Annotated in this window: 19 protein-coding genes; 4 read left to right on the plus strand and 15 right to left on the minus strand. The window is 66.0% G+C overall.

Features of this window, described 5'->3' with window-relative positions:
• Positions 1–75: 75 nt before the first annotated feature.
• The 6 genes from ACZ4TW_RS17805 to ACZ4TW_RS17830 form a co-directional block, all read right to left on the minus strand.
• Positions 76–375: a hypothetical protein gene (locus ACZ4TW_RS17805; RefSeq protein WP_465544822.1), complete on the minus strand. Its 300-nt coding sequence runs from the start codon at positions 373–375 to the stop codon at positions 76–78.
• Positions 376–431: 56 nt separating this feature from the next.
• Positions 432–1043 (minus strand): DUF6642 family protein, encoded by a 612-nt coding sequence (locus tag ACZ4TW_RS17810; RefSeq protein WP_465544824.1) that lies wholly within the window; start codon positions 1041–1043, stop codon positions 432–434.
• 98 nt (positions 1044–1141) lie between these two features.
• Positions 1142–1990 carry a DnaB-like helicase C-terminal domain-containing protein gene (locus ACZ4TW_RS17815; protein ID WP_465544826.1) on the minus strand — a complete coding sequence of 283 codons (849 nt, stop codon included), beginning with the start codon at positions 1988–1990 and terminating at the stop codon, positions 1142–1144.
• 98 nt (positions 1991–2088) lie between these two features.
• Positions 2089–3339 carry an APC family permease gene (locus ACZ4TW_RS17820; RefSeq protein WP_465544827.1) on the minus strand — a complete coding sequence of 417 codons (1251 nt, stop codon included), beginning with the start codon at positions 3337–3339 and terminating at the stop codon, positions 2089–2091.
• 905 nt (positions 3340–4244) lie between these two features.
• A complete protein-coding gene (locus ACZ4TW_RS17825; RefSeq protein WP_465544829.1) occupies positions 4245–4886 on the minus strand; it encodes a lysoplasmalogenase in 642 nt (213 codons plus the stop codon).
• A 52-nt stretch (positions 4887–4938) separates the two neighbouring features.
• Positions 4939–5094 (minus strand): winged helix-turn-helix transcriptional regulator, encoded by a 156-nt coding sequence (locus ACZ4TW_RS17830; RefSeq protein WP_465544831.1) that lies wholly within the window; start codon positions 5092–5094, stop codon positions 4939–4941.
• Between the two features lie 16 nt (positions 5095–5110).
• Here ACZ4TW_RS17830 and ACZ4TW_RS17835 point away from each other — a divergent pair, with 16 nt between their 5' ends.
• Positions 5111–5695 (plus strand): malonic semialdehyde reductase, encoded by a 585-nt coding sequence (locus ACZ4TW_RS17835; RefSeq protein ID WP_465544833.1) that lies wholly within the window; start codon positions 5111–5113, stop codon positions 5693–5695.
• Positions 5696–5708: 13 nt separating this feature from the next.
• On the opposite strand, the gene ACZ4TW_RS17840 is transcribed toward ACZ4TW_RS17835, so the two are convergent.
• The 3 genes from ACZ4TW_RS17840 to ACZ4TW_RS17850 form a co-directional block, all read right to left on the minus strand.
• Positions 5709–6275, minus strand: coding sequence for a hypothetical protein (locus ACZ4TW_RS17840; protein WP_465544835.1), 567 nt, complete (start codon positions 6273–6275; stop codon positions 5709–5711).
• Between the two features lie 13 nt (positions 6276–6288).
• Positions 6289–7098, minus strand: a complete 810-nt coding sequence (locus tag ACZ4TW_RS17845; RefSeq protein ID WP_465544837.1) for an HNH endonuclease — start codon at positions 7096–7098, stop codon at positions 6289–6291.
• A gap of 69 nt (positions 7099–7167) precedes the next feature.
• Positions 7168–8391, minus strand: a complete 1224-nt coding sequence (locus tag ACZ4TW_RS17850) for an NAD(P)/FAD-dependent oxidoreductase (protein ID WP_465544839.1) — start codon at positions 8389–8391, stop codon at positions 7168–7170.
• A 150-nt stretch (positions 8392–8541) separates the two neighbouring features.
• Between ACZ4TW_RS17850 and ACZ4TW_RS17855 the strand changes: the two genes are divergently transcribed.
• Both ACZ4TW_RS17855 and ACZ4TW_RS17860 read left to right on the plus strand, forming a co-directional pair.
• On the plus strand, positions 8542–9654 hold the full coding sequence (locus ACZ4TW_RS17855) for a ferredoxin reductase (protein ID WP_465544841.1): 1113 nt from the start codon (positions 8542–8544) through the stop codon (positions 9652–9654).
• 7 nt (positions 9655–9661) lie between these two features.
• A complete protein-coding gene (locus ACZ4TW_RS17860) occupies positions 9662–10900 on the plus strand; it encodes a fatty acid desaturase family protein (protein ID WP_465544843.1) in 1239 nt (412 codons plus the stop codon).
• 40 nt (positions 10901–10940) lie between these two features.
• Here the strand turns inward: ACZ4TW_RS17860 and ACZ4TW_RS17865 are convergent, their stop codons facing one another.
• A complete protein-coding gene (locus ACZ4TW_RS17865; RefSeq protein WP_465544845.1) occupies positions 10941–12158 on the minus strand; it encodes a PucR family transcriptional regulator in 1218 nt (405 codons plus the stop codon).
• 148 nt (positions 12159–12306) lie between these two features.
• Between ACZ4TW_RS17865 and ACZ4TW_RS17870 the strand changes: the two genes are divergently transcribed.
• The gene (locus tag ACZ4TW_RS17870; RefSeq protein WP_465544847.1) at positions 12307–13818 is read left to right on the plus strand and encodes a flavin-containing monooxygenase; all 1512 of its coding nucleotides are present in this window, start codon (positions 12307–12309) and stop codon (positions 13816–13818) included.
• A gap of 5 nt (positions 13819–13823) precedes the next feature.
• Here the strand turns inward: ACZ4TW_RS17870 and ACZ4TW_RS17875 are convergent, their stop codons facing one another.
• The 5 genes from ACZ4TW_RS17875 to ACZ4TW_RS17895 form a co-directional block, all read right to left on the minus strand.
• Positions 13824–15521: a dipeptide ABC transporter ATP-binding protein gene (locus tag ACZ4TW_RS17875; protein ID WP_465544849.1), complete on the minus strand. Its 1698-nt coding sequence runs from the start codon at positions 15519–15521 to the stop codon at positions 13824–13826.
• A 1-nt stretch (position 15522) separates the two neighbouring features.
• Positions 15523–16389 (minus strand): ABC transporter permease, encoded by an 867-nt coding sequence (locus ACZ4TW_RS17880; RefSeq protein WP_465545032.1) that lies wholly within the window; start codon positions 16387–16389, stop codon positions 15523–15525.
• Between the two features lie 54 nt (positions 16390–16443).
• Positions 16444–17400 carry an ABC transporter permease gene (locus tag ACZ4TW_RS17885; protein WP_465544851.1) on the minus strand — a complete coding sequence of 319 codons (957 nt, stop codon included), beginning with the start codon at positions 17398–17400 and terminating at the stop codon, positions 16444–16446.
• A 3-nt stretch (positions 17401–17403) separates the two neighbouring features.
• Complete coding sequence (locus ACZ4TW_RS17890) at positions 17404–17529, minus strand: hypothetical protein (RefSeq protein ID WP_465544853.1); 126 nt, start codon at positions 17527–17529, stop codon at positions 17404–17406.
• Between the two features lie 120 nt (positions 17530–17649).
• Complete coding sequence (locus tag ACZ4TW_RS17895) at positions 17650–19002, minus strand: ABC transporter substrate-binding protein (protein WP_465544855.1); 1353 nt, start codon at positions 19000–19002, stop codon at positions 17650–17652.
• Positions 19003–19021: the final 19 nt, after the last annotated feature.

A 19021-nucleotide genomic window follows, 5' to 3' on the forward strand; every position in this document is an offset into this window, starting at 1 on the left:
CAACACGCCACGGTCCACACCCGGAATTCAGTCCTCAGACCACTCATCCGGGCCACTCAACAAGGGACCGCCACCTCACGAAAGATTGAGGTTAGACCGGCCGCTCGCCCTGGAGGAGTTGTGGACGATGTCAACGAAGCTCGAGGGCTCGGTGTTGGCGAGTACTGACAGGTCGTCGGCACGAACAGTCCGTCCAGACCGTTTCTTCCAATTATTTACAACTGCGCGAACGCCAGTGTTTGGGCTTCCGTAACGGGCGCGAATAGAGAAGATCGCATCGATCAATGCTGCCTCGATCTCGCCGGGCCAACCGCCTGGCCATTCGGCGAGGTCGTATCCAACATTCTCGGCAATGTACTTGTCGAGCATCGCCACTTTCGCAGTCATTCGGCGTCCAATCGTCAGTGGAGGGTGTTTTGAGGTATTTCGGCTCAGTCGTCGAACTGGGAAACCCAATTTCTGGTAGCTACGCGGAATCCGAGCTGTCGAGCAAGATCGGGATACTTCTGGGCGATCGCCTTGTGAATTGTTTTCGGCTGGCGGCCAGCGCTTCTGAGCTCCACTAGCTGGTTAAAAGCCAGCATCTCGAATGCAGCGGCGTCGACGTGGGGGACAACCTCGGTGTATCCGATGATGGCGTCCGCGCCGGTCTCTTTGCAGAACTGAGTCAACGAGCGCTCGCTGCTGTCTAGTGCACCGCACGCAGCGAGAAATACCACTCGCCCCGCGCACGCCTCCCGGAGCTTGGCGCGAAGTGAGTCGAGACCGAACATCTCTCCTCCGATGTCGAGCATCTCAGGTTCCCCGTGGAAGCCCAGGTAGAGGTATTCATAATCGCGGTACGCCCTCCCTGCCCAGTTCTCAAGATGCAATGCGAGCTCCGACCAGGTGTTGACATTCCGGTGGTGCAGCTGGAGCACTTGCATGCGCGCGAGATAGTCGAATACCGGCTCGACTGTCATTGGACTGGTTGGGTCGTCGTTCCAATCTCCTTCGAGGCACAGCACTCCGGGCAGCTTGTTCTTTGGCAATGACTTCTCCAACTGTATGTAGGATTCCCCTGTGTGATCGACGCCACCTCGTGAGGTGTTACCAATCTCCGCCGACGCCTGATTGACGAAACGGGGGAGATGGCCACTGGCTACCGGAACGGCTCCCACACCGCGTCTTGCCAGTCACGAGCGAAGGCCGAGAACAAACCAAGCTCAAGGCGCGCTGCGACAGTGATCGAACCTGTCGAACCAGTGCGGCACTTATGCACGATGATGTCGGCCTCATTCGAACGTGGATGGTCCGTGTATCGGAGGTCGGGTCGTTCCACTCCGATGACGGTGTCGGCGACTCGAGCGAGTGCGTCGAAGGCCGGGTCGTCGGGAAGAAGATTGGTGCCCGACGTGGCGATGATAGGCACATCGAGGCGCAGGGCGACCGCCTTCAGCGCCTGAGCGGCGTCGACGAGCTGCGTCGTGAGCAGTGGGGTACCGGCGAAGCTCGTCAGCGGATCGACGGCGATCAGCCGGGGAGCGCTGGGAGTTGGGCCGAGGCGTTCGACGTCGTCGATCAACTCGTGAAGACCGACGCACGAGGTTTCGATCCGAAGCGGCGCGTCGGCGTTCTGCTGTGTCCAGGCCGCTGCTCTGGGCCATTCCGCGTGATCGCATTCAGCGCTCAGGAGCACGCGCCAAGGCACTTTGGTCTGAGCGGCAACGATGTGGTTGGCAATATCACGCTCGGGTCGATCCGCGCAGTAGAGCGTTGTGGCCCGTCGTTCGCGAAAAACATTGCAGCGCAAGGATGTCAGAAGGAAGCTCGAAGTTCCAACGCCGGGCTCACCGCAGACGATTGTGACGCTGCCTGGCCGGTATCCGCCGAGCAGATTGTCGAGTTCATCGAAACCGGTTGCGAGTGGAGTGATGTTTGGTGTGCAGTTCGGATCGAGCGATGTGGTCCACCGGCGATCGGACGTTGCTCGATGCTCGCGGGGTGTCATGGCAGGAACGTAGCTGAGCGGTACGACATTGCCGATAAGCGAGGCGATCGTAGGCGAGGATGTTGTTCGGCGGTAGGAGGTCTGAGACGGCAGCGTAACTAACTTCGCAAGCGGACTTGAGTGCGCACAACGTAGATCGCTACACCGATCGCGAGCACCGCGACGCCGGAGACGACGGATGCACGCGGCAACGTGAAGGCGAGTACGACGCATCCGACGGCCCCGACAAGCGGAATCCAGCGTGCGGGTCGGCCTTCGGTGGGTGACAGGGTCCACGCGGAGGCGTTCGCGATGCAGTAGTAGGTAAGGACTCCGAATGAGGAGAAACCGATCGCACCGCGGAGGTCGACGGTGGCGGCGAGGACGGCAACAATCGCGCCGACGGCAACCTCGGCGCGGTGCGGGACACGGTATTTCGGGTGAACGGCCGCCAGCTGAGATGGGAGATGGTGATCGCGAGCCATGGCGAGGCCGGTGCGCGAGACGCCGAGGATGAGCGACAGCAGCGAGCCGAGCGCGGCGACCGCACCGCCGACGCCGACGATGACGACCATCGCGGGGACGCCGCTCGCCCTGGCCACGTCGGTCAGCGGTGCCACTGACGCTGCCATCTGCTCCGGACCCAACACCGCGAGCGATGTCGCCGCAACGATCGCGTACACCGCCAACGTCATCGCCAGCGCTATCGGGATGGCCCGGGGGATGGTGCGCGTCGGGTCGCGGACCTCCTCGCCGAGGGTGGCGATTCTGGCGTAGCCGGCAAACGCGAAGAACAGCAGCCCCGCGGCCTGCAGGACGCCGTAGGCCGAGAAGTCCGAGGAGATCGCCAGCCGATCCGAGTGCAGCGCACCGGAGCCCGCCGCCGAGACGACGAGCGCCGCCAAGACTGCGAGCACCGCGACGACAATCACCCGGGTCAGCAACGCCGACTTCTGAATCCCTCGGTAATTCACCGCAGTCACAGCGACAACTGCGGCGACCGCGACGGCTCGGGCGTACTCGGGCCACACGTACGCACCGACCGTGAGTGCCATCGCCGCGCAGGACGCGGTCTTGCCGACCACGAAGGCCCAGCCCGCGAGATATCCCCAGAACGGGCCGAGTCGTTCGCGGCCGTAGACGTAGGTGCCGCCCGACTGTGGATACCTGGCAGCCAGCCGTGCCGACGACATCGCGTTGCAGTACGCAACCACAGCAGCGATCGCCAGCCCGATCAGCAGTCCGGTACCTGCAGCCGCGGCCGCCGGCGCCAACGCCGCGAAGATGCCTGCGCCGATCATCGATCCCAAGCCGACGACGACCGCGTCACCGACCCCTAGCTTTCGTTGCAGCGTGGGCTGGTCCGCCATTCGTTCACTACCTCGATAGGTCCACTCCGACGCCCGCTACGATATTCGACCCCACCGGGATCGCAAGACGGGTATCAGCCCTCGTCACTCGCGGTGGCGGAGGACGACGGTCCGGCTGCATCGTCCGAGGATGAGGAGTCATCGGAGCCCTCGGCGTCAGAACTGCCGGACGGGGCGTCACCAACAGAACTGGTGGTCGACGTACCGGCACCGCCGCCGTGTGACGAAGAGGTGCTGCCGTCGGTTGCGGTTGAACCGTCAGCGCCGGATGACCCGGTCGATTCTGCTTCCCCGGAACCATATGAATCCCCGTCGGAAGACGTTGCTGTGCTCTCGGTTTCGCCACTCGAGTCACCGCCCGCTGTAGACGCCGACTCGCCGGTCGACGACGGCTCGGTCGTCGGGGCTGTGGCCACACCAGTGGCCGGCACATCCGCACCGGCGCGAGACTCGCCGACGCTGCCAGCCGTCGCCTCGGAGGCGTCTCCGGGCGTACCGGCTGAATCTGTGGAGTCGACCTCGGCCACCGCGGCCGACACCGAAGCGAGAAGAGCGTTGACGGTTGATGCGTCAACGGACGCGTCGGCGTCGGAGTCGTTGATCGTGGGGACGTCGATGCCGGCCAACGGAGGCCCTGAGAGGGTTGGTCGGAGCTGACGGAGGACTCTTCAGAGGCAATGATCGCGCTGGGTTCCTGTCGCCTGTCGCGGCGCGCTTGATTCCGTCCACCGAGGGTGTCGAGTTCGTCGACACGAGCCCAGTTCCGCGGCATCGCCCTCACGCAGCCATCAGAACTCCCACTTCGCCGGCCGGTCCACCGAGAACTCGCGCGATCGACGCTACGCCAAAGCACACGCCATACCGAGTGCCATCATTCGGTTCGCTGACATCAGCAACACGCAGACTCAGAGGGCATGCCACAAACGTCCTGATTCTGACCCGAATCGACTCGTTTCATGCCGAAACCGGCCGAGATCAGGACGTTTGATGTCGTAGGCGCTGGTGCTCGGCGCAGCCGGAATGGCTCTCGCGTTATTCCGAGTTAGTGGCCTTTTCCGGAATGACGGGGTTTGATGCCTGGTGGCTCCTGACCACGCCCCACGCGATGAGTCCCTGACCAAACGTGTACGTGGCCATGACCGCGGCGCTGCCGAGGGTGCCGGGGAGGAGGTCGGGGAGAAAGATCCGCACAGGATCGTGTCGGAGACGAGGAAGAAGACGCCGCCGGCCGCGATGATCGGTCCGCACCGGCTCGCGAATGCCGCGGTGCCGCCGAGCACCAACCCGTACACCGCGACCGGCCCTGCGAGACCACCCAGGTGCGGCCACAGCACGGCGACCATCGCGATCCACCACGCGATGTAGATGAGTGCCCAGCGTGGAAAGGGTTGCTGCTGTAGGTGTTTCGCGAACAGCCAGATGTAGAGGAGATGCGCGACTCCGAAACAGGCGAGCATGGGTGGCAACTCGTCGTCGAACGGGAAGAAGGTGGCGGCGCCGTCGCCCAGCCAGGAGAAGGCAATCGCGCCGAGCAGCAGCCAGGTCACCGCGGGTGCGAGCTCGTCCGCGGCCGGCTCATGGCTTGCGAGGGTAGTCGGATCAGTTACGGGCGGGCAGGTTTTCCCTTGCCCACGAAGCCAACTGGTTCAACGCGGGGATGAGGGCTTCGCCCCGCGGGGAGAGGCGGTAGGTCACCGACACCGGAGGGCCGTCGTCGAGGGTCCCGAGATCATGACGCTGCAGACCGACACCCACCGACCTGCGACTGCCGGTGCTCGACGAGCAGGGCAGGGCGACTCTGTTCTACGACGCACGCACGGCCAACAACTTCGCCGATACGCCGGTCACCGACGCCGAACTCGACGAGCTCTGGAACCTGGCGAAATGGCCGCCGACCGGGGCGAACACGCAGCCGCTGCGAGTGGTCTTCGTGCGCTCGGCCGAGGGCAAGACGCGGCTGCTGCCGCACATCAGCGAGGGCAACGTCGCGAAGGTGGAGTCCGCGCCGGCCACCGCGATCCTCGCGCTCGATACGCGCTTCCACGAGCACACCGCGGAAACCCTCCCGTTCCGGCCAGAGATGCAGGACATGCTCGAGGCCGACGAGCCGATGCGCCTGGCCATGGGTCAGTTATCGGCGACGCTGCAGGCCGGCTCCTTCATCATGGCCGCGCGGGCCGTGGGTCTCGCCGCCGGACCGATGGGCGGATTCGACAAGGACGGCGTCGATGCCGAGTTCTTCCCCGACGGCCGCTTCACCTCGCTGCTCGTGGTCAACCTCGGACACCCCGGTGAGAACCCCTGGTTCGATCGTCTGCCGCGGTTGCAGCACGACGACGCGGTCAGCTACGCCTGAGGCCGACGTCTCGTCAGGTCCCGCCCGTCCGGGACCGGGCGACGCGCCGCTCCCGACTGTGTGCGAGCGCCCGCGGGTAGCCGCTGGGCACCGGCAGGAGTCCGGCGGGCAGGTCCGCGGGCGGCGGAAGGGGCGGCGCCTTCAACGCCGCCGACAGGATCTCGACGCGTTGCTCGCCGGTGAGCAGGCCTGCTGAGAAAGCCTCGTCGACGGCGGGCAGCAGCTCGTCGGTGTACGGATAGGCGCTGAGCATCCGGACCGCGTACGCGGTGCGATCGGGATCGGCGAGTTGGGCGGTGAGGCTGCGGACCCCGGACGGCGTCTCCGCGATCAACGCCCCGGCAGCTGCGTCGCCGGTGATGATTCCGCGCGCGATCTCCACATGCCGCTGGACGTCGAGCCGCGACGGGTACGGCCCCTCGGCGTACACGCCGCGCGCGGTACGCAGAAAGGAGTCGCGCTCCTGGCCGTTGAGCGGCGCGAGGAGATCCGCGCACCAGATTTCGAGGAACTCGGTGAGCGATTCGGGGAGGCGGTGTCGGGGCAGGAGATGTCCTTCGGCTCGGAGTGCAACTCTCACAGGACGATCGATGTCATACCCTGCGGCCCTTGCGGTGCTCGGTCAGCAGCGCGGCTGCCGGTTTGGCGTATCCGCGCTGCGGGGCGGTCAGTTTCACGCCGTCGAGGTCGCGGTAGATCTTCTCGGTGAGGCTGGGGTGGACCCGGACGACTCGCTTCGTATCGATCCACAACAGTCCCGCGTCGAAGAGGTTGTGCACGTCGGCGCGCAGCAGCAGTCCGTTCTCCAGACGGTTGCGGTGGATGCTGTCGAAGTCGGCGATGTAGGCCGCCTGCAACAGCGAGGTCTCGGAGCTGCCGGTGATGGCGCAGCGAGAGTCATAGGCGCGCAACAGTTCATCGCGGAAGGCGAACTCGCCCTGGCGTGCGGACAGGGCGATGCCGTGGCGGAGCCGGCCTGCCGCGCCGGGGCCGTCGGAGATGCCCGCGGTGGGTGCGAGCTTCCGGAGGCCCCGCACCTCGGTGGCGTTGAGGAGATACGGGCTGCGGCGCAACGGGCTCTCGATGATCTCGGGCTGATCGGTCATCGACGCGAGGCGCCGGCTGATGGCCCAATCGAACTGGATGCCGTAGGTCCAGATACGTTCGCTGCCGTCCTGCCCGGAGAACTCCAACGGCGACACCACCTCGCCGTACCCGACGAATCTGCCCACGGGATTGCCCTCGTAGATCCACACCCGATCGCCGAGGCCGAAGCCCCGGCGCCGCATGTTGATGCTGAGACGCTGCTCGGTACGCGGGGCGTCGAGGAAGTACTCGGTCGGGGAGACGTCGAACGGCCACGACGGACGGTCGGGGTGCACATAGTGTGCGTAGTCCGTCATCGCGGTGGCCTCGCTTCCTCGCAACCTTCTCGGGTCGCGACGCGCGACGCCGCGTCAATTACACCCCGTCTAGCTCAGCAGACTAGCGAGCGGTACCGAATCGTCGGCGAGTTTCTCCACATCGACGGCCTGTTTCGCGACGATGAGCTTCTTGATGTCGTCGAGTTGATCCCAGATGTTGACCTGCATCCCGGCCAGGACGTGCTTGTCGTCGTCGAGCCAGAGGACGACGAATTCGCGTTTGCCGACGTCGCCGCGGAAGACCACGGAGCTGTATCCCGTTGAGAGACCGGCATATTCCATCCCGAGGTCATACTGGTCGGTGAAGAAGTAGGGGAGATTGTCGTACTCCTCGCTGCCGCCGAGCAAGTTGGCCGCGGCGACGGCGGGCTGATTGAGCGCGTTCGCCCAGTGCTCGGTGCGGACGCGCCCGCCGAGGATCGGGTGCTCGGCGTTGGCGATGTCCCCGACGACGTAGATGTCGGGATCGCTGCTCCGCAGACCCGCGGAGACGAGGACGCCGCCGCCGTCGATATCGAGACCGGCGGACTCGGCGACCTCCAGGTTGCCCACCGCGCCCGCGGCGACGAGGACGACGTCCGCGTCGACGGTGAGCTCGCCGTCGAGATCGAGGCCGGTGGCCTTGCCGCCGTCGGTGAGGATGCCGTTGACGCCGATGCCGGTGTGGAACGTGACACCGTGCTCCTTGTGTAGGTCGAAGAAGACCTGCGCGACCTCGTCGCCGAGGACATGGCCGAGGGGAAGATCGGAGCGTTCGACGACGGTGACCTCGGCGCCGCGCTCGCGGGCGCTCGCCGCGACCTCCAGGCCGATCCAGCCGCCGCCGACGATCGCGACCCGGGTGCCCTCACCGATGGCGTCGCGCAACTTCTCCGCGTCGTCGATGGAGCGCAGGTAATGGACACCCTCGGCGTCGGAGCCGGGGATGTCGAGGTGGCGCGATCGGGAGCCGGTGGCGAGCAGGAGTTTGTCGTAGGAGACGGTCGAGTTGTCCGGCAGGGTCACCGTCTTCGACGACGAGTCGACGCCGATCACCTCGGTGCCGGGGCGCAGGTCGATCTTGTTGTCGCGGTACCAGTCATTGTCGTGGACGGTGAAGTCCTCGAGCGACTTCTTCCCCTGGAGGAAGTCCTTGGAAAGGGGCGGGCGCTCATACGGCAGGTGGTTCTCCGTGCCGAACAAGACGATGTCGCCGTCGAAGTCCTTCTCCCGCAACGCTTCTGCGGCCTTGGCTCCGGCGAGTCCGCCGCCGATGATCACGATGGTTGGCATATGTGCCTCCCTGATTGCGTGGTGACCCGCGCCCTGGACTCGATCGCGGGGAAATCCGTGCGTGTTCCCCACCCTACGCGCGCCGATTTCCTACCATGTGACCCAGCGCACAAGCTCAGTGTACGGTTGTGCACAGATGGGAGGAGGCCCGTGAACCTACTCAAATGGAGCAAGCGGCCGGCGGAGGGCGTGGAGGCCAAGAAGCCGCAGGTGAACATCGTGCGAGGACTCATCGCCCGAGCCACCACCCCGTTGCTGCCCGACGACTATCTGCACCTCGTCAATCCGCTGTGGAGCGCGCGTGAACTGCGCGGGCAGGTGGAGGACGTGGTCCGCGAGACCGAGGACTCCGCCACCGTCCGCATCCGTACCGGCTGGGGCTTCCCCGACTCGTACAAGCCCGGACAGTACGTCGGCATCGGCCTGCAGGTCGACGGCCGCTGGCATTGGCGCTCGTACTCGTTGACGTCGATCGGCGATCAGGAGAACAGCGTCATCACCGTCACGGTGAAGGCCAACCCGGACGGCTTCCTCTCCACCCACCTCGTCGACGGCGTCCAGCCGGGCACCATCATCCGCCTCGCCGCACCCAAGGGCGACTTCCACCTGCCCGAGCCGGTCCCGGACTCCATCCTCTTCCTCACCGCAGGCAGCGGCATCACCCCGGTGATGGCGATGCTCCGGCATCTGAAAAACGCGACACCGCATCCGGATATCGTGCACATCCACTCCGCGCCGACCCGGGAGGACGTCATCTTCCTCGACGAGTTGGAGTCGCTGGCCCAGGAGTTGCCCACCTACGATCTGCACCTGCGTCTGACGCGCCAGGACGGCAAGTTCGATCTCGCCGACCTCGACGCGGAGGTCCCCGGCTGGCGGGAACGGGCCTGCTGGGCGTGTGGACCGGTCGCCATGCTCGACGACGTCGAAGAGCGATTCGACGACGCCGGGATCCGGGATCACCTGCACATCGAACGCTTCGCGATCGCCCGCACCGACGTGGGTGGTGAAGGCGGCACCGTCACGTTCACGCGATCGGACAAGACTGCCGAGCTCGACGGAGCCACCACGCTCCTGGAAGCCGGTGAAGATCTGGGCATCGCGATGCCCTTCGGATGCCGCATGGGCATCTGCCAAACCTGTGTCGTCGAGCTCACCGGCGGCTACGTCCGCGACCTGCGGAACGGAAACGAACATCGAGAAGGGGACCGCATCCAGACCTGCATCAGCGCCGTCTCCGGCGAATGCACCCTCGACCTCTAGGAGATTCATGGCCATCACCGATATCGACGAGTACGCCCACCTGACCTACGCAGACGTCGAGGCCCTCGGCGCCGAACTCGACGCCATCCGCCGCGACATCGAGGAATCCCGCGGCGCCGCCGACGCGAAGTACATCCGGCGCACGATCACCTTTCAACGGTCCATGGCCGCCGGCGGCCGTCTGGCGCTGATGTTCAGCAACCGAAAGCCGATGTGGCTCTTGGGGACAACGATGCTCTCGGTCGCGAAGATCGTCGAGAACATGGAACTCGGCCACAATGTCATGCACGGCCAGTGGGACTGGATGAACGATCCGGAGATCCACTCCTCGGATTGGGAATGGGACACCAACTGCCCGTCGGTGCAGTGGAAGCACTCGCACAACTTTGTCCACCACAAGTACACCAACGTCGTCGGGATGGACGACGACGTGGGCTACGGCATCCTGCGGGTCACGCGCGATCAGCCGTGGGAGTGGTGGAACATCGGCAACTCGGTCTACAACCTGCTGCTGGGCACCTTCTTCGAAACCGGTGTGGCACTGCATCATCTGGAGACGGAGAAGCTGCGCAACGGGGAGAAGAGCTACGCGCAGGCGGCGAAGGACCTGAGGGTGATCGGCCGCAAGATGGGCAAACAGGCGGCCAAGGATTACCTGATCTTCCCAGCCCTCGCCGGCCCGAACTGGAAGACGACGCTGACGGCGAACTTCACCTCGAACATCGTGCGCAACTACTGGGCGTACATGGTCATCTTCTGCGGACACTTCCCCGACGGTGCGGAGAAGTTCACCGTCGACGAGTACGAGAACGAGGATCAGCCCCGCTGGTATCTGCGACAGATGTTGGGATCAGCCAACTTTCGGGCCGGACCGGTGATGCGGTTCATGAGTGGCAACCTCAGCCACCAGATCGAGCATCATCTCTTCCCGGATCTCCCCAGCAACCGGTACGAGGAGATCGGGGTGCGGGTGCGGCAACTGTGCCAGAAGTACGATCTGCCCTACACCACCGGGTCGATCCTGCATCAGTACGCGCAGTCCTTTCGGACCATCGCGAAACTCTCGGCGCCCAACGCCATGCTGAAGGCCACCTCCGACGACGCCCCGGAGACGGCGTCGGAGTTGCGGTTCAACGTGCGCGATGGCATGGCCAATCACTTCGGCGTCGACCCGGCGACGGGCAAGCGCCGTGGCCTGCGGACCGCACTGCGCGAGCTGCGCGAGAGCAAGGTGAGGGCCGCCTGAGCAGTACAGACACCCCAAAGTGGTGTGTTTGCGCTGAGGGTTACCGCCACCGCAGCAACTCCAGCGCGGCGGCGATGTCGACGAGGTTGTCCGCGAGGGGGCGGGGGAGCAGTTCGTCGGCGCGCGCGAGCCGGCGGATGACCGTGTTGCGGTGGGTGTAGAGCACTTCGGCGGTCCGGGAGGTGTTGCACTGCAGCGAGATCCACGTGCGGATGGTGGTGATGAGCTCATCGCCGGCGTCGGCGAAGTCGCCGAGGGTGTCGGTGAGGAAGTCGTCGGCGGCTCCGGGATCGCTGGTGAGCAGGGAGACGAGGCGGATCTCGTCGTAGTGCGCCACGTGGTGTGTCTCGGACAGACGAGACATCAGGCGCTGCGTCGTCAACGCCTGAAAGTGGCTGCTGCGGAATCCGTCCACGCCCTCACCGGGGCGGCCGACCGCGATGCGGACGCCCGGGTAGGGGTGCCGGCTGGGGTCGTCGACGGTCGGGTCGTCGAATGTTGTTGTCGGCAGCCACATCCAGCGGGAGCCGGCGCTGGAGACGATGGTGAGCGGGCGGCTGCTGCCGTTGCCGCGGGTGATCTCGTCGACGGCGGCGTCGAGGTGACCGGCGGCATCGGCCTCGTGACTCCACACCACCAGCGCGAGGTGCGATCCGACGAGCCGGTAGCCGAGCTGCACTTCCGCGCGGGCGAGCGGGATGGGTGCGCCCTCGAGGATGAGGGCCACGGCTTCTCGTCGTTCGGCGTGGGTGCCGCGTTCGAGCTCGTCGCGCTCGGCGTACATCTGCGCGGACATGCCGTCGACGGCGTCGTCGATGAACAGCGACATGGATCGTGCGGTGATGCCGAGGAGATCGCGGAGTTCCGACGCGTCGTCGGTGAGGGTGAAGCAGATCTCCATCCAGCGCTGCCACGCGATGGCCTGGCCGGTACGGAAGGCGTCGAGGGCCGCTTGATCGAGGCCGCGGCGCACGAGGTCCCGGGCGGTGCCGAGGATCTCCGACGACGCCTCGAAGGTGACGCGTTCACCGGGCCGGCTGATGTTGGCGACGGTCCAGTGCAGGGCGTTCGCGAGGTTCGTGGTGCGGATGCCGTCGGCGAGGACCGGGTCGTCGTTGATGGCGCTCATCCGGACACCGGCCAGTGAGGCGTCGTGCAGGTCGTCCTGCCACCCGGCTGCGTTGGCCAGCGCCACCTCGGCGGCTTCCCTGATCAGCTCACGGATGCGGGGTGAGGGTGTCGGCCAGGGAGCGGTCATGTGGTGCAGTATGCACCATCCTGTCCTTCATAAGGGGGCGTATCGTTGCTGGCATTGATCGACTGCGTCGAGCATTCTGGATGACAACGCGACAACGCTCGTTGACACACAGTTGGCGAGCCCCGGAAGACCAGCCCAGGAGGCGACCATGTCCGCTGCTACCGCTCCCGTCGAGGAAGTCGACGTCCTGATCATCGGTGCAGGCATCTCCGGCATCGGCGCCGGGCGCTACCTCACCACCGAACTCCCGCAGAAGACCTTCACCATCGTGGAGGCGCGCGACGTCTCCGGCGGCACCTGGGAGCTGTTCAAGTACCCCGGCATCCGCTCGGACAGCGATCTGCACACCTTCGGCTACGAGTTCAAGCCGTGGACCGACCGGCAATCCATCGCCGACGCCCCGCGCATCCTCGACTATCTCCACGAGACGATCGCGGAGAACGGCCTCACCGACAAGATCCGGTACGGGCACAAGGTGATCTCGGCGAACTGGTCGTCGGCGGGCGCGCGTTGGACCGTCGAGATCGACCGCGCCGACGGTGAGCGCATCCAGATCACGGCGTCGTGGATCTTCAGCGGCGCGGGCTATTACAACTACGACGAGGGATTCACGCCGGAGTTCGCCGGCCGTGATGACTTCACCGGGCAGATCATCCACCCGCAGCACTGGCCGGAGGATCTCGATTACACCGGCAAGAAGGTCGTCGTGATCGGTAGTGGCGCAACGGCTGTCACGATTCTGCCGTCGATGGCCGCGAAGGCCGGGCATGTCACCATGCTGCAGCGCACCCCGACCTACATCATGCCCATCCCACGCGAGGATCCGTTCGCGAACCTGATGCGCCGCATCCTGCCGGAGAAGCCGGCGTACGCGATCTCCCGGGAGAAGAACATCGCCCAGCAGCGGCTCGTCTACGAGTTCGCGCAGCGCTTCCCGACGCTCGCCCGCAAGGCGATCCGCACCGTCAACAAGAAGTTCCTGCCCAAGGGCTACGCGGTGGACGAGCACTTCAACCCGCCGTACAACCCGTGGGATCAGCGCCTGTGCGCGGTGCCCAACGGTGACCTGTTCAAGACGCTGCGTGAGGGATCGACGTCGATCGTCACCGATCGGATCACGAGGTTCACCGAGAAGGGCATCCTGCTCGAGAGCGGCAACGAGCTCGAGGCCGACATCATCGTCACCGCAACGGGTCTCAACATCCAGCTGCTCGGCGGGATGGATCTCTACCGCGACGGCGAGAAGATCGACATGACCAAGAACGTCGCCTTCCGGGGCCTGATGTTCTCCGGTGTGCCGAACCTGGCGATCGCCATCGGCTACACCAACTCCTCGTGGACGCTGAAGGTCGGACTCCTCTGCGAGTACTTCTGCCGCGTCCTGGCCTACATGGACGCCAACGGGTACGACGCCGTGGAACCCGTTGCGCCCGAAGGGATGCAGACGCGTCCGCTGCTCGACTTCGGAGCCGGCTACGTCAAGCGTGCGCTGGACCGGCTGCCGCAGCAGGGTGTCGACGAGCCGTGGACGATGTCGATGAATTACTACGCCGACCGCAAATCGCTGCGGAAGGTCGCCGTCGACGAGTCCGAGCTGCACTACAGCACGAGCGCCGGTGCCTCGGAGAAGAAGCCGACGCTGACGGCTGTCGGGGCCTGATCCCGTCAGCTCCCCGACGTCACCACGGTGCGGCGGAGTCGCTGCAGCACCGGATCGGGTAGCGGCACCGCCTCCACCAGCCGGCGCGTGTAGGTGTGCGCCGGCGCGGTGAGAGTGATGGTGGCATCGCCGGATTCGACGACACGACCGTTGCGGAGTACGACGACGCGGTCGGCGACGCGTTCGATGACGGCGAGATCGTGGCTGATGAACACCGCCGCGAACCCGAACTGCTGCTGCAGGTCGGAGAACAGTTCCAACACCCGCGCCTGCACGGACACGTCCAGCGCGCTGGTCGGCTCATCCGCGATCAGCAGCGCCGGATCCACCGACAGCGCACGCGCGAGGGCGACCCGCTGACGCTGCCCGCCGGAGAGCTCATGGGGGAGTCGGGTGGAGAACGATCGGGGAAGGTGTACCGCGTCGAGGAGTTCGTCGATGCGGTGGGCCTTGTCCTCACTGCTGCCGATGTTCTGGATCTCGAGGGGTTCGCGGATGGATTCGCCCACGGTGAACCGCGGGTCGAGAGACGCCGTCGGGTCCTGCGGGACAAACGCGAGTCGACGACGGGTGCGGCGGAGTTCGGCCCTCGACGCACGCTCGAGATCCTGGCCGTCGACGTAGATGTGCCCGGCCTGCAGCGGGAGCAGTCCGCCGATGGCGCGGCCGAGAGTTGTCTTGCCGGAACCGGATTCACCGACGACGCCCAGCACCTCGCCGGGCGAGACCGCCAGCGATACATCGTCGAGCGCCACATGTGCCCGCGCGCCGTGGCGGCCGGGATGGGAGACGGTGACGTTCTCGACCAGCAGGATCGGTGAGGGGGCGGGCTCGCCCGAAGCGGTGGGCTCGGCGTCGTCGAGGATGACCGGTTCGAGTCCGGACGCGTCGCGCGCAGCGGCGTCGTCGAGGGTGGGGAGCTTGGGGACCGCCGCGAGGAGCTGACGCGTGTACGGCGCCTGCGGGTTGCTGAAGAGGGTGAAGACCTCGCCGGTCTCGACCACCTCGCCGAGCTGCACCACGACGACGCGATCGGCGATGTCGGCGACCACCCCGAGGTTATGGGTGATGAGCAGGATCCCGGCGTTCGTCCGATCCCGCAGGCGCAGCAGCAGATCCAGGATCTCGCGTTGCACGGAGACGTCGAGGGCCGTCGTCGGCTCATCGGCCAACAGGAGTTCGGGTTCACCGGCGAGTGCCAGGGCGATCACGACTCGCTGCTTCTGGCCACCGGAGAGTTGGTGCGGGTAATAGTCGACGCGGCTCTGTGGATCGGGGATCTCCACGAGGCGCAGGAGTTCGACGGCGCGCTCGCGGGCGGCCTTTCGGGAGATGCGTCCGTGTGCCCGAAGTGCCTGATGCAGTTGCCATCCGATCGTGCGAACCGGATTCAGCGCGGTCTGTGGTTCCTGGAAGACCATCGCGACGTGGGAGCCGCGGATACGGGTGAGTTCCGCCTCGTCGAGGACGAGGACCTCGCGGCCGTCGACGCGCACCGACCCGGTGGCCTTCGCCGTCGACGGCAGCAGGCCGATGGCCGCCAGCGCCGTCATCGTCTTGCCGGAGCCGGACTCGCCGACCAGGGCGACGATCTCACCGCGGTCGACCTGCAGACTGATGCCGGCGACGGCCGGGCGCGGATAGTCGAAGGAGACGTGCAGATCGTCGACGACGAGCGCGGGTGTGGTTGTGTCGCTGGACATGTCACTGCCTCCGGGCTCGGGAGATGGACTGGGCGATGAGATAGAAGCCGAGGACCAATGCGGAGATCGCGATGAGCGGGCCGACCGAGAACCACGGATTGGTTTCCAGGTAGCCGTTGCCGGAGGCGAGGATCGATCCCAGCGACGGCGTCGGCGCGGTGATGCCGATGCCGATGTAGCTCATCGCGCCCTCGATGAAGACCGCGAGCGACAGGGACAGCGCGAGCTGGACCCCGAGGGCCTCCACGGAGTTGGGCAGCACGTGCTTGCGCAGGATGCGCCAGTTGGTGGCGCCGGCGACGCGGGCGGCCTCCACATACGGCATTTCCCGGACCTTCAGGACCGAGACGCGGGTGAGGCGGCCGAACACCGGGATCTCGGCGAGGACGATGACGACACCGATGGTGAGCGCGCCGGGACCGAGGATCGCGGTCAGCGCGATGCCCAGGACCAGCGCCGGGAAGGCGAGCACGACGTCGAAGATGCGTTGGGTGACAACGTCACTCACGCTGTGCGAGACGGAGATCAAACCGGCCAGCGTGCCCAGGAGGGCGCCGATGGGCACGGCGAGGAACACGATCAGGACATCGACGCGGATGCCGTAGAGGACGCGGCTGAAGACGTCGCGGTTGACCTCGTCGGTGCCGAACCAGTGGGTGCTGCTCGGCGGCAGCAGATATGCGCCGTCGATCTGTTGATCGGGGGCGAACGGTGCGAGCAGCGGCGCGGCGATGCCGGCCACGACGACGATACCGACGAGGATGAGTCCGGCGAGACCCTGTCCGCGAACGAGGCTGCGCCACAGCGGGATACGTCGGGTCTTGGCGAACCGGTCGTCGGGACTCTCCGGGATGAGGCCCGGAGTGATGTCGTCGCCGAGGGTCGTGTCGGTGCCGCGGGTGTCGGCTGCGGAGACGCCATGTCATTTACCTGCCAATCGGATACGCGGGTCGAGCCAGGCATGCACCACGTCGGCAGCCAACTGCACGACGACGAACACCGTCACCGACAGCAGGATGAGGACCTGGACGAGGGGATAGTCACGGGTGAAGATGCCCTGCTCGGTGAGCAGTCCCAGACCGGGCCAGCCGAAGATCGCCTCGACGAGGATGGCACCGCCGAGCAGTGATCCGACGATCAACCCGAAGGCGGTGAGCGTGGGCGGCAACGCATTACGCAGCGCGTGACGGAGCACGATCTCCGTATGCGAGATGCCCAGCGAGCGTGCGGTGGTGACGTAGGGCTGGCGCAGTTCGGTCTGCAACGCCTCGGTGAGGAAGCGCGCGAGCATCGCCCCGGCGGGTAGCCCCAGGGTGATGGCGGGGAGCAGTGCGTACTGCGCGGAGATCTGCAGGCTGTCGGTGAAGCCGTGCGGCGGGGTACCGCCGGCGGGCAGCAAACGCAGGTGCACACCGAAGACGAAGATCAGGACGGTCCCGACGACGAAGGTCGGTAGCGCGATGGCCGCCGCGTTGACACCGGTGACCAGTGCGTTGAGCTTCGGACTACGACCGATGGTGACCGTCAGCGACAACACCAGCGCGACGATGATCGCGACGACCAACGCCGATAGCGTCAGCACCAGCGTGTTCACGAGTCCGTACCCGATGAGATCGGAGATGGAGCCGCCCACCTGATAGCTCTGCCCGAAGTCGAGGGTGACGACGCCGCCGATCCAGGCGGCGTACTGGGCGAGGAAACCCTTGTCGAGGCCGAGGTCATGCCGAATCGCCTGCAGCTGTTCGGGAGTGGCGTCGGGACCGGCGAGGGCGGACTCGGGACCGCCGGGGATGAGCCGGAGGATCGCGAAGATCAACACCGACGCGATGAACAGCACCACCAGGGCGGTCGGGATTCTGCGCAGCAGATAGCGGGTCATGGATCAGTCCTTCGTTCCGGTGCTGCTCAGGTACGTCTCGCCGAAGTGCAACTGATTGCGGCGATCCCACTCGACGTTGCCGACGGCGGGGCTGGTGGCCACCTTCTGGAAGACGACGCCGATCTCCACGAGGAACAGATCACGCAGCAGGACGTCGGAGAGCCGTCGGTACGCCTCCTTCGCGGGGGGCGAGTCACCTCCGGGTGCGGTCCAGCCGGCGGTCGCGGCGGCGGTGTACTCGTCGTTCTGTTAGTTGGAGGAGTTCTTCGTCGCGTTGAACGGGTAGGCGGAGACGGCCAGCGTCGACGGGGTGAACTGGGCGAACCCGTGCTGCAGCAGCCACAGTCCCTCGAACTTGCCGCCGATCAGCTTCTCCGACTGCTGGGTGTTGTCGTTGGGGACGAGGCGGGTGGGGATGCCGATGTCGCGCAGATTGGATTGCACGATCTCCGCGATGACCCGGTCATTGCCGAGGGTGGAGTAATCGATGGTCAGCTCGGGCACCTCACCGACCTGTGCGACAAGCGCTTTGCCCTTCTCGACGTCGCGCCGGTAGGTGCTGTTCGCGGCGTCGTCGTAGGCCGGGGACCATTTGGGCCACGGCAGGTTCACGACGTAGCCGCTGCCGCGGAAGACGTCGTTGATGATGCGCGGGCGGTCCAGTGCGAAGGCGATGGCCTGCCGGACGCGCACATCCTTCAGCGCCGGGTTGGCGACGTTGAGGCCGAGGTACTCCTGCGATTCGGCTCCGGTGAGGGTGACGTCGCGGAAACCGTAGCGTTCGGTGGCGAGTTGCTCGTCGTGATAGCCGAGGCCCTCGGCGACGTCGAGTTGCCCGGTGCGCAGCCGCGTGTACAGCGACTGCTTGTCGGTGGCGATGGAGAACGTCACCGTGTCGAGTGGCGCCCGCGTGCCCCAGTAGGAGTCGTTGCGGACCAACGAGACCGACGAGTTGGGTGTCCACTCGCCGAAGCGGAACGGGCCGGTGCCGTTGAACTCGGTGCCCGCCTTGAGCTGCGGGAGGGTCTGCGGATCGATGATCGGGGCCGAGTCGAGGAGATCGAAGATGTTGCTGAGCGGATGCTCGAAGAAGAGAACCACCCGGTGCGGATCGGTGGTGTCGTAGCCGGTGATCGCGGCGGCGGTGCGCTTGAACTGCGGCGTCCAGGGACCGCTGAGATAGGCCTTGATGGAGCCTTCCACGTCCGACGACACGAACTCCCGGCCGTCGTGATACCTCACGCCCTTGCGCAGATCCAGCGTCAGGGACCGGGCATCGGGCGCGAGCTGCCACGCGGTGGCCAATCCGGGTTCGACGGTCAGATCGTCTTTCGCGTAGTGGGTCAGGGTGTCATAGACATTCGCGACGACGTGCCCGTTGAGGGCGCCGGTGCCGATCTGCAGGAAGGTCTTGGGGGAGAGATCCCGCAGGACGCCGACGCGCAGGTTGCCGCCGGTGGGTACGGAGTCGCCGGATCGCAGCGTCGTCGACGATGCCTCGCGTTGTTGGGACACCGCCGACTGACAGCCGGTCGCGGCCAGCACGGTGAGAACCGTGAGGACGAGAACGGCGAGGGGATGACGACGGTGTGACCGGCGCATGGAGAGATCCTCCGATGGT

It is taken from the genome of Agromyces sp. NPDC029043 (assembly GCF_055564615.1).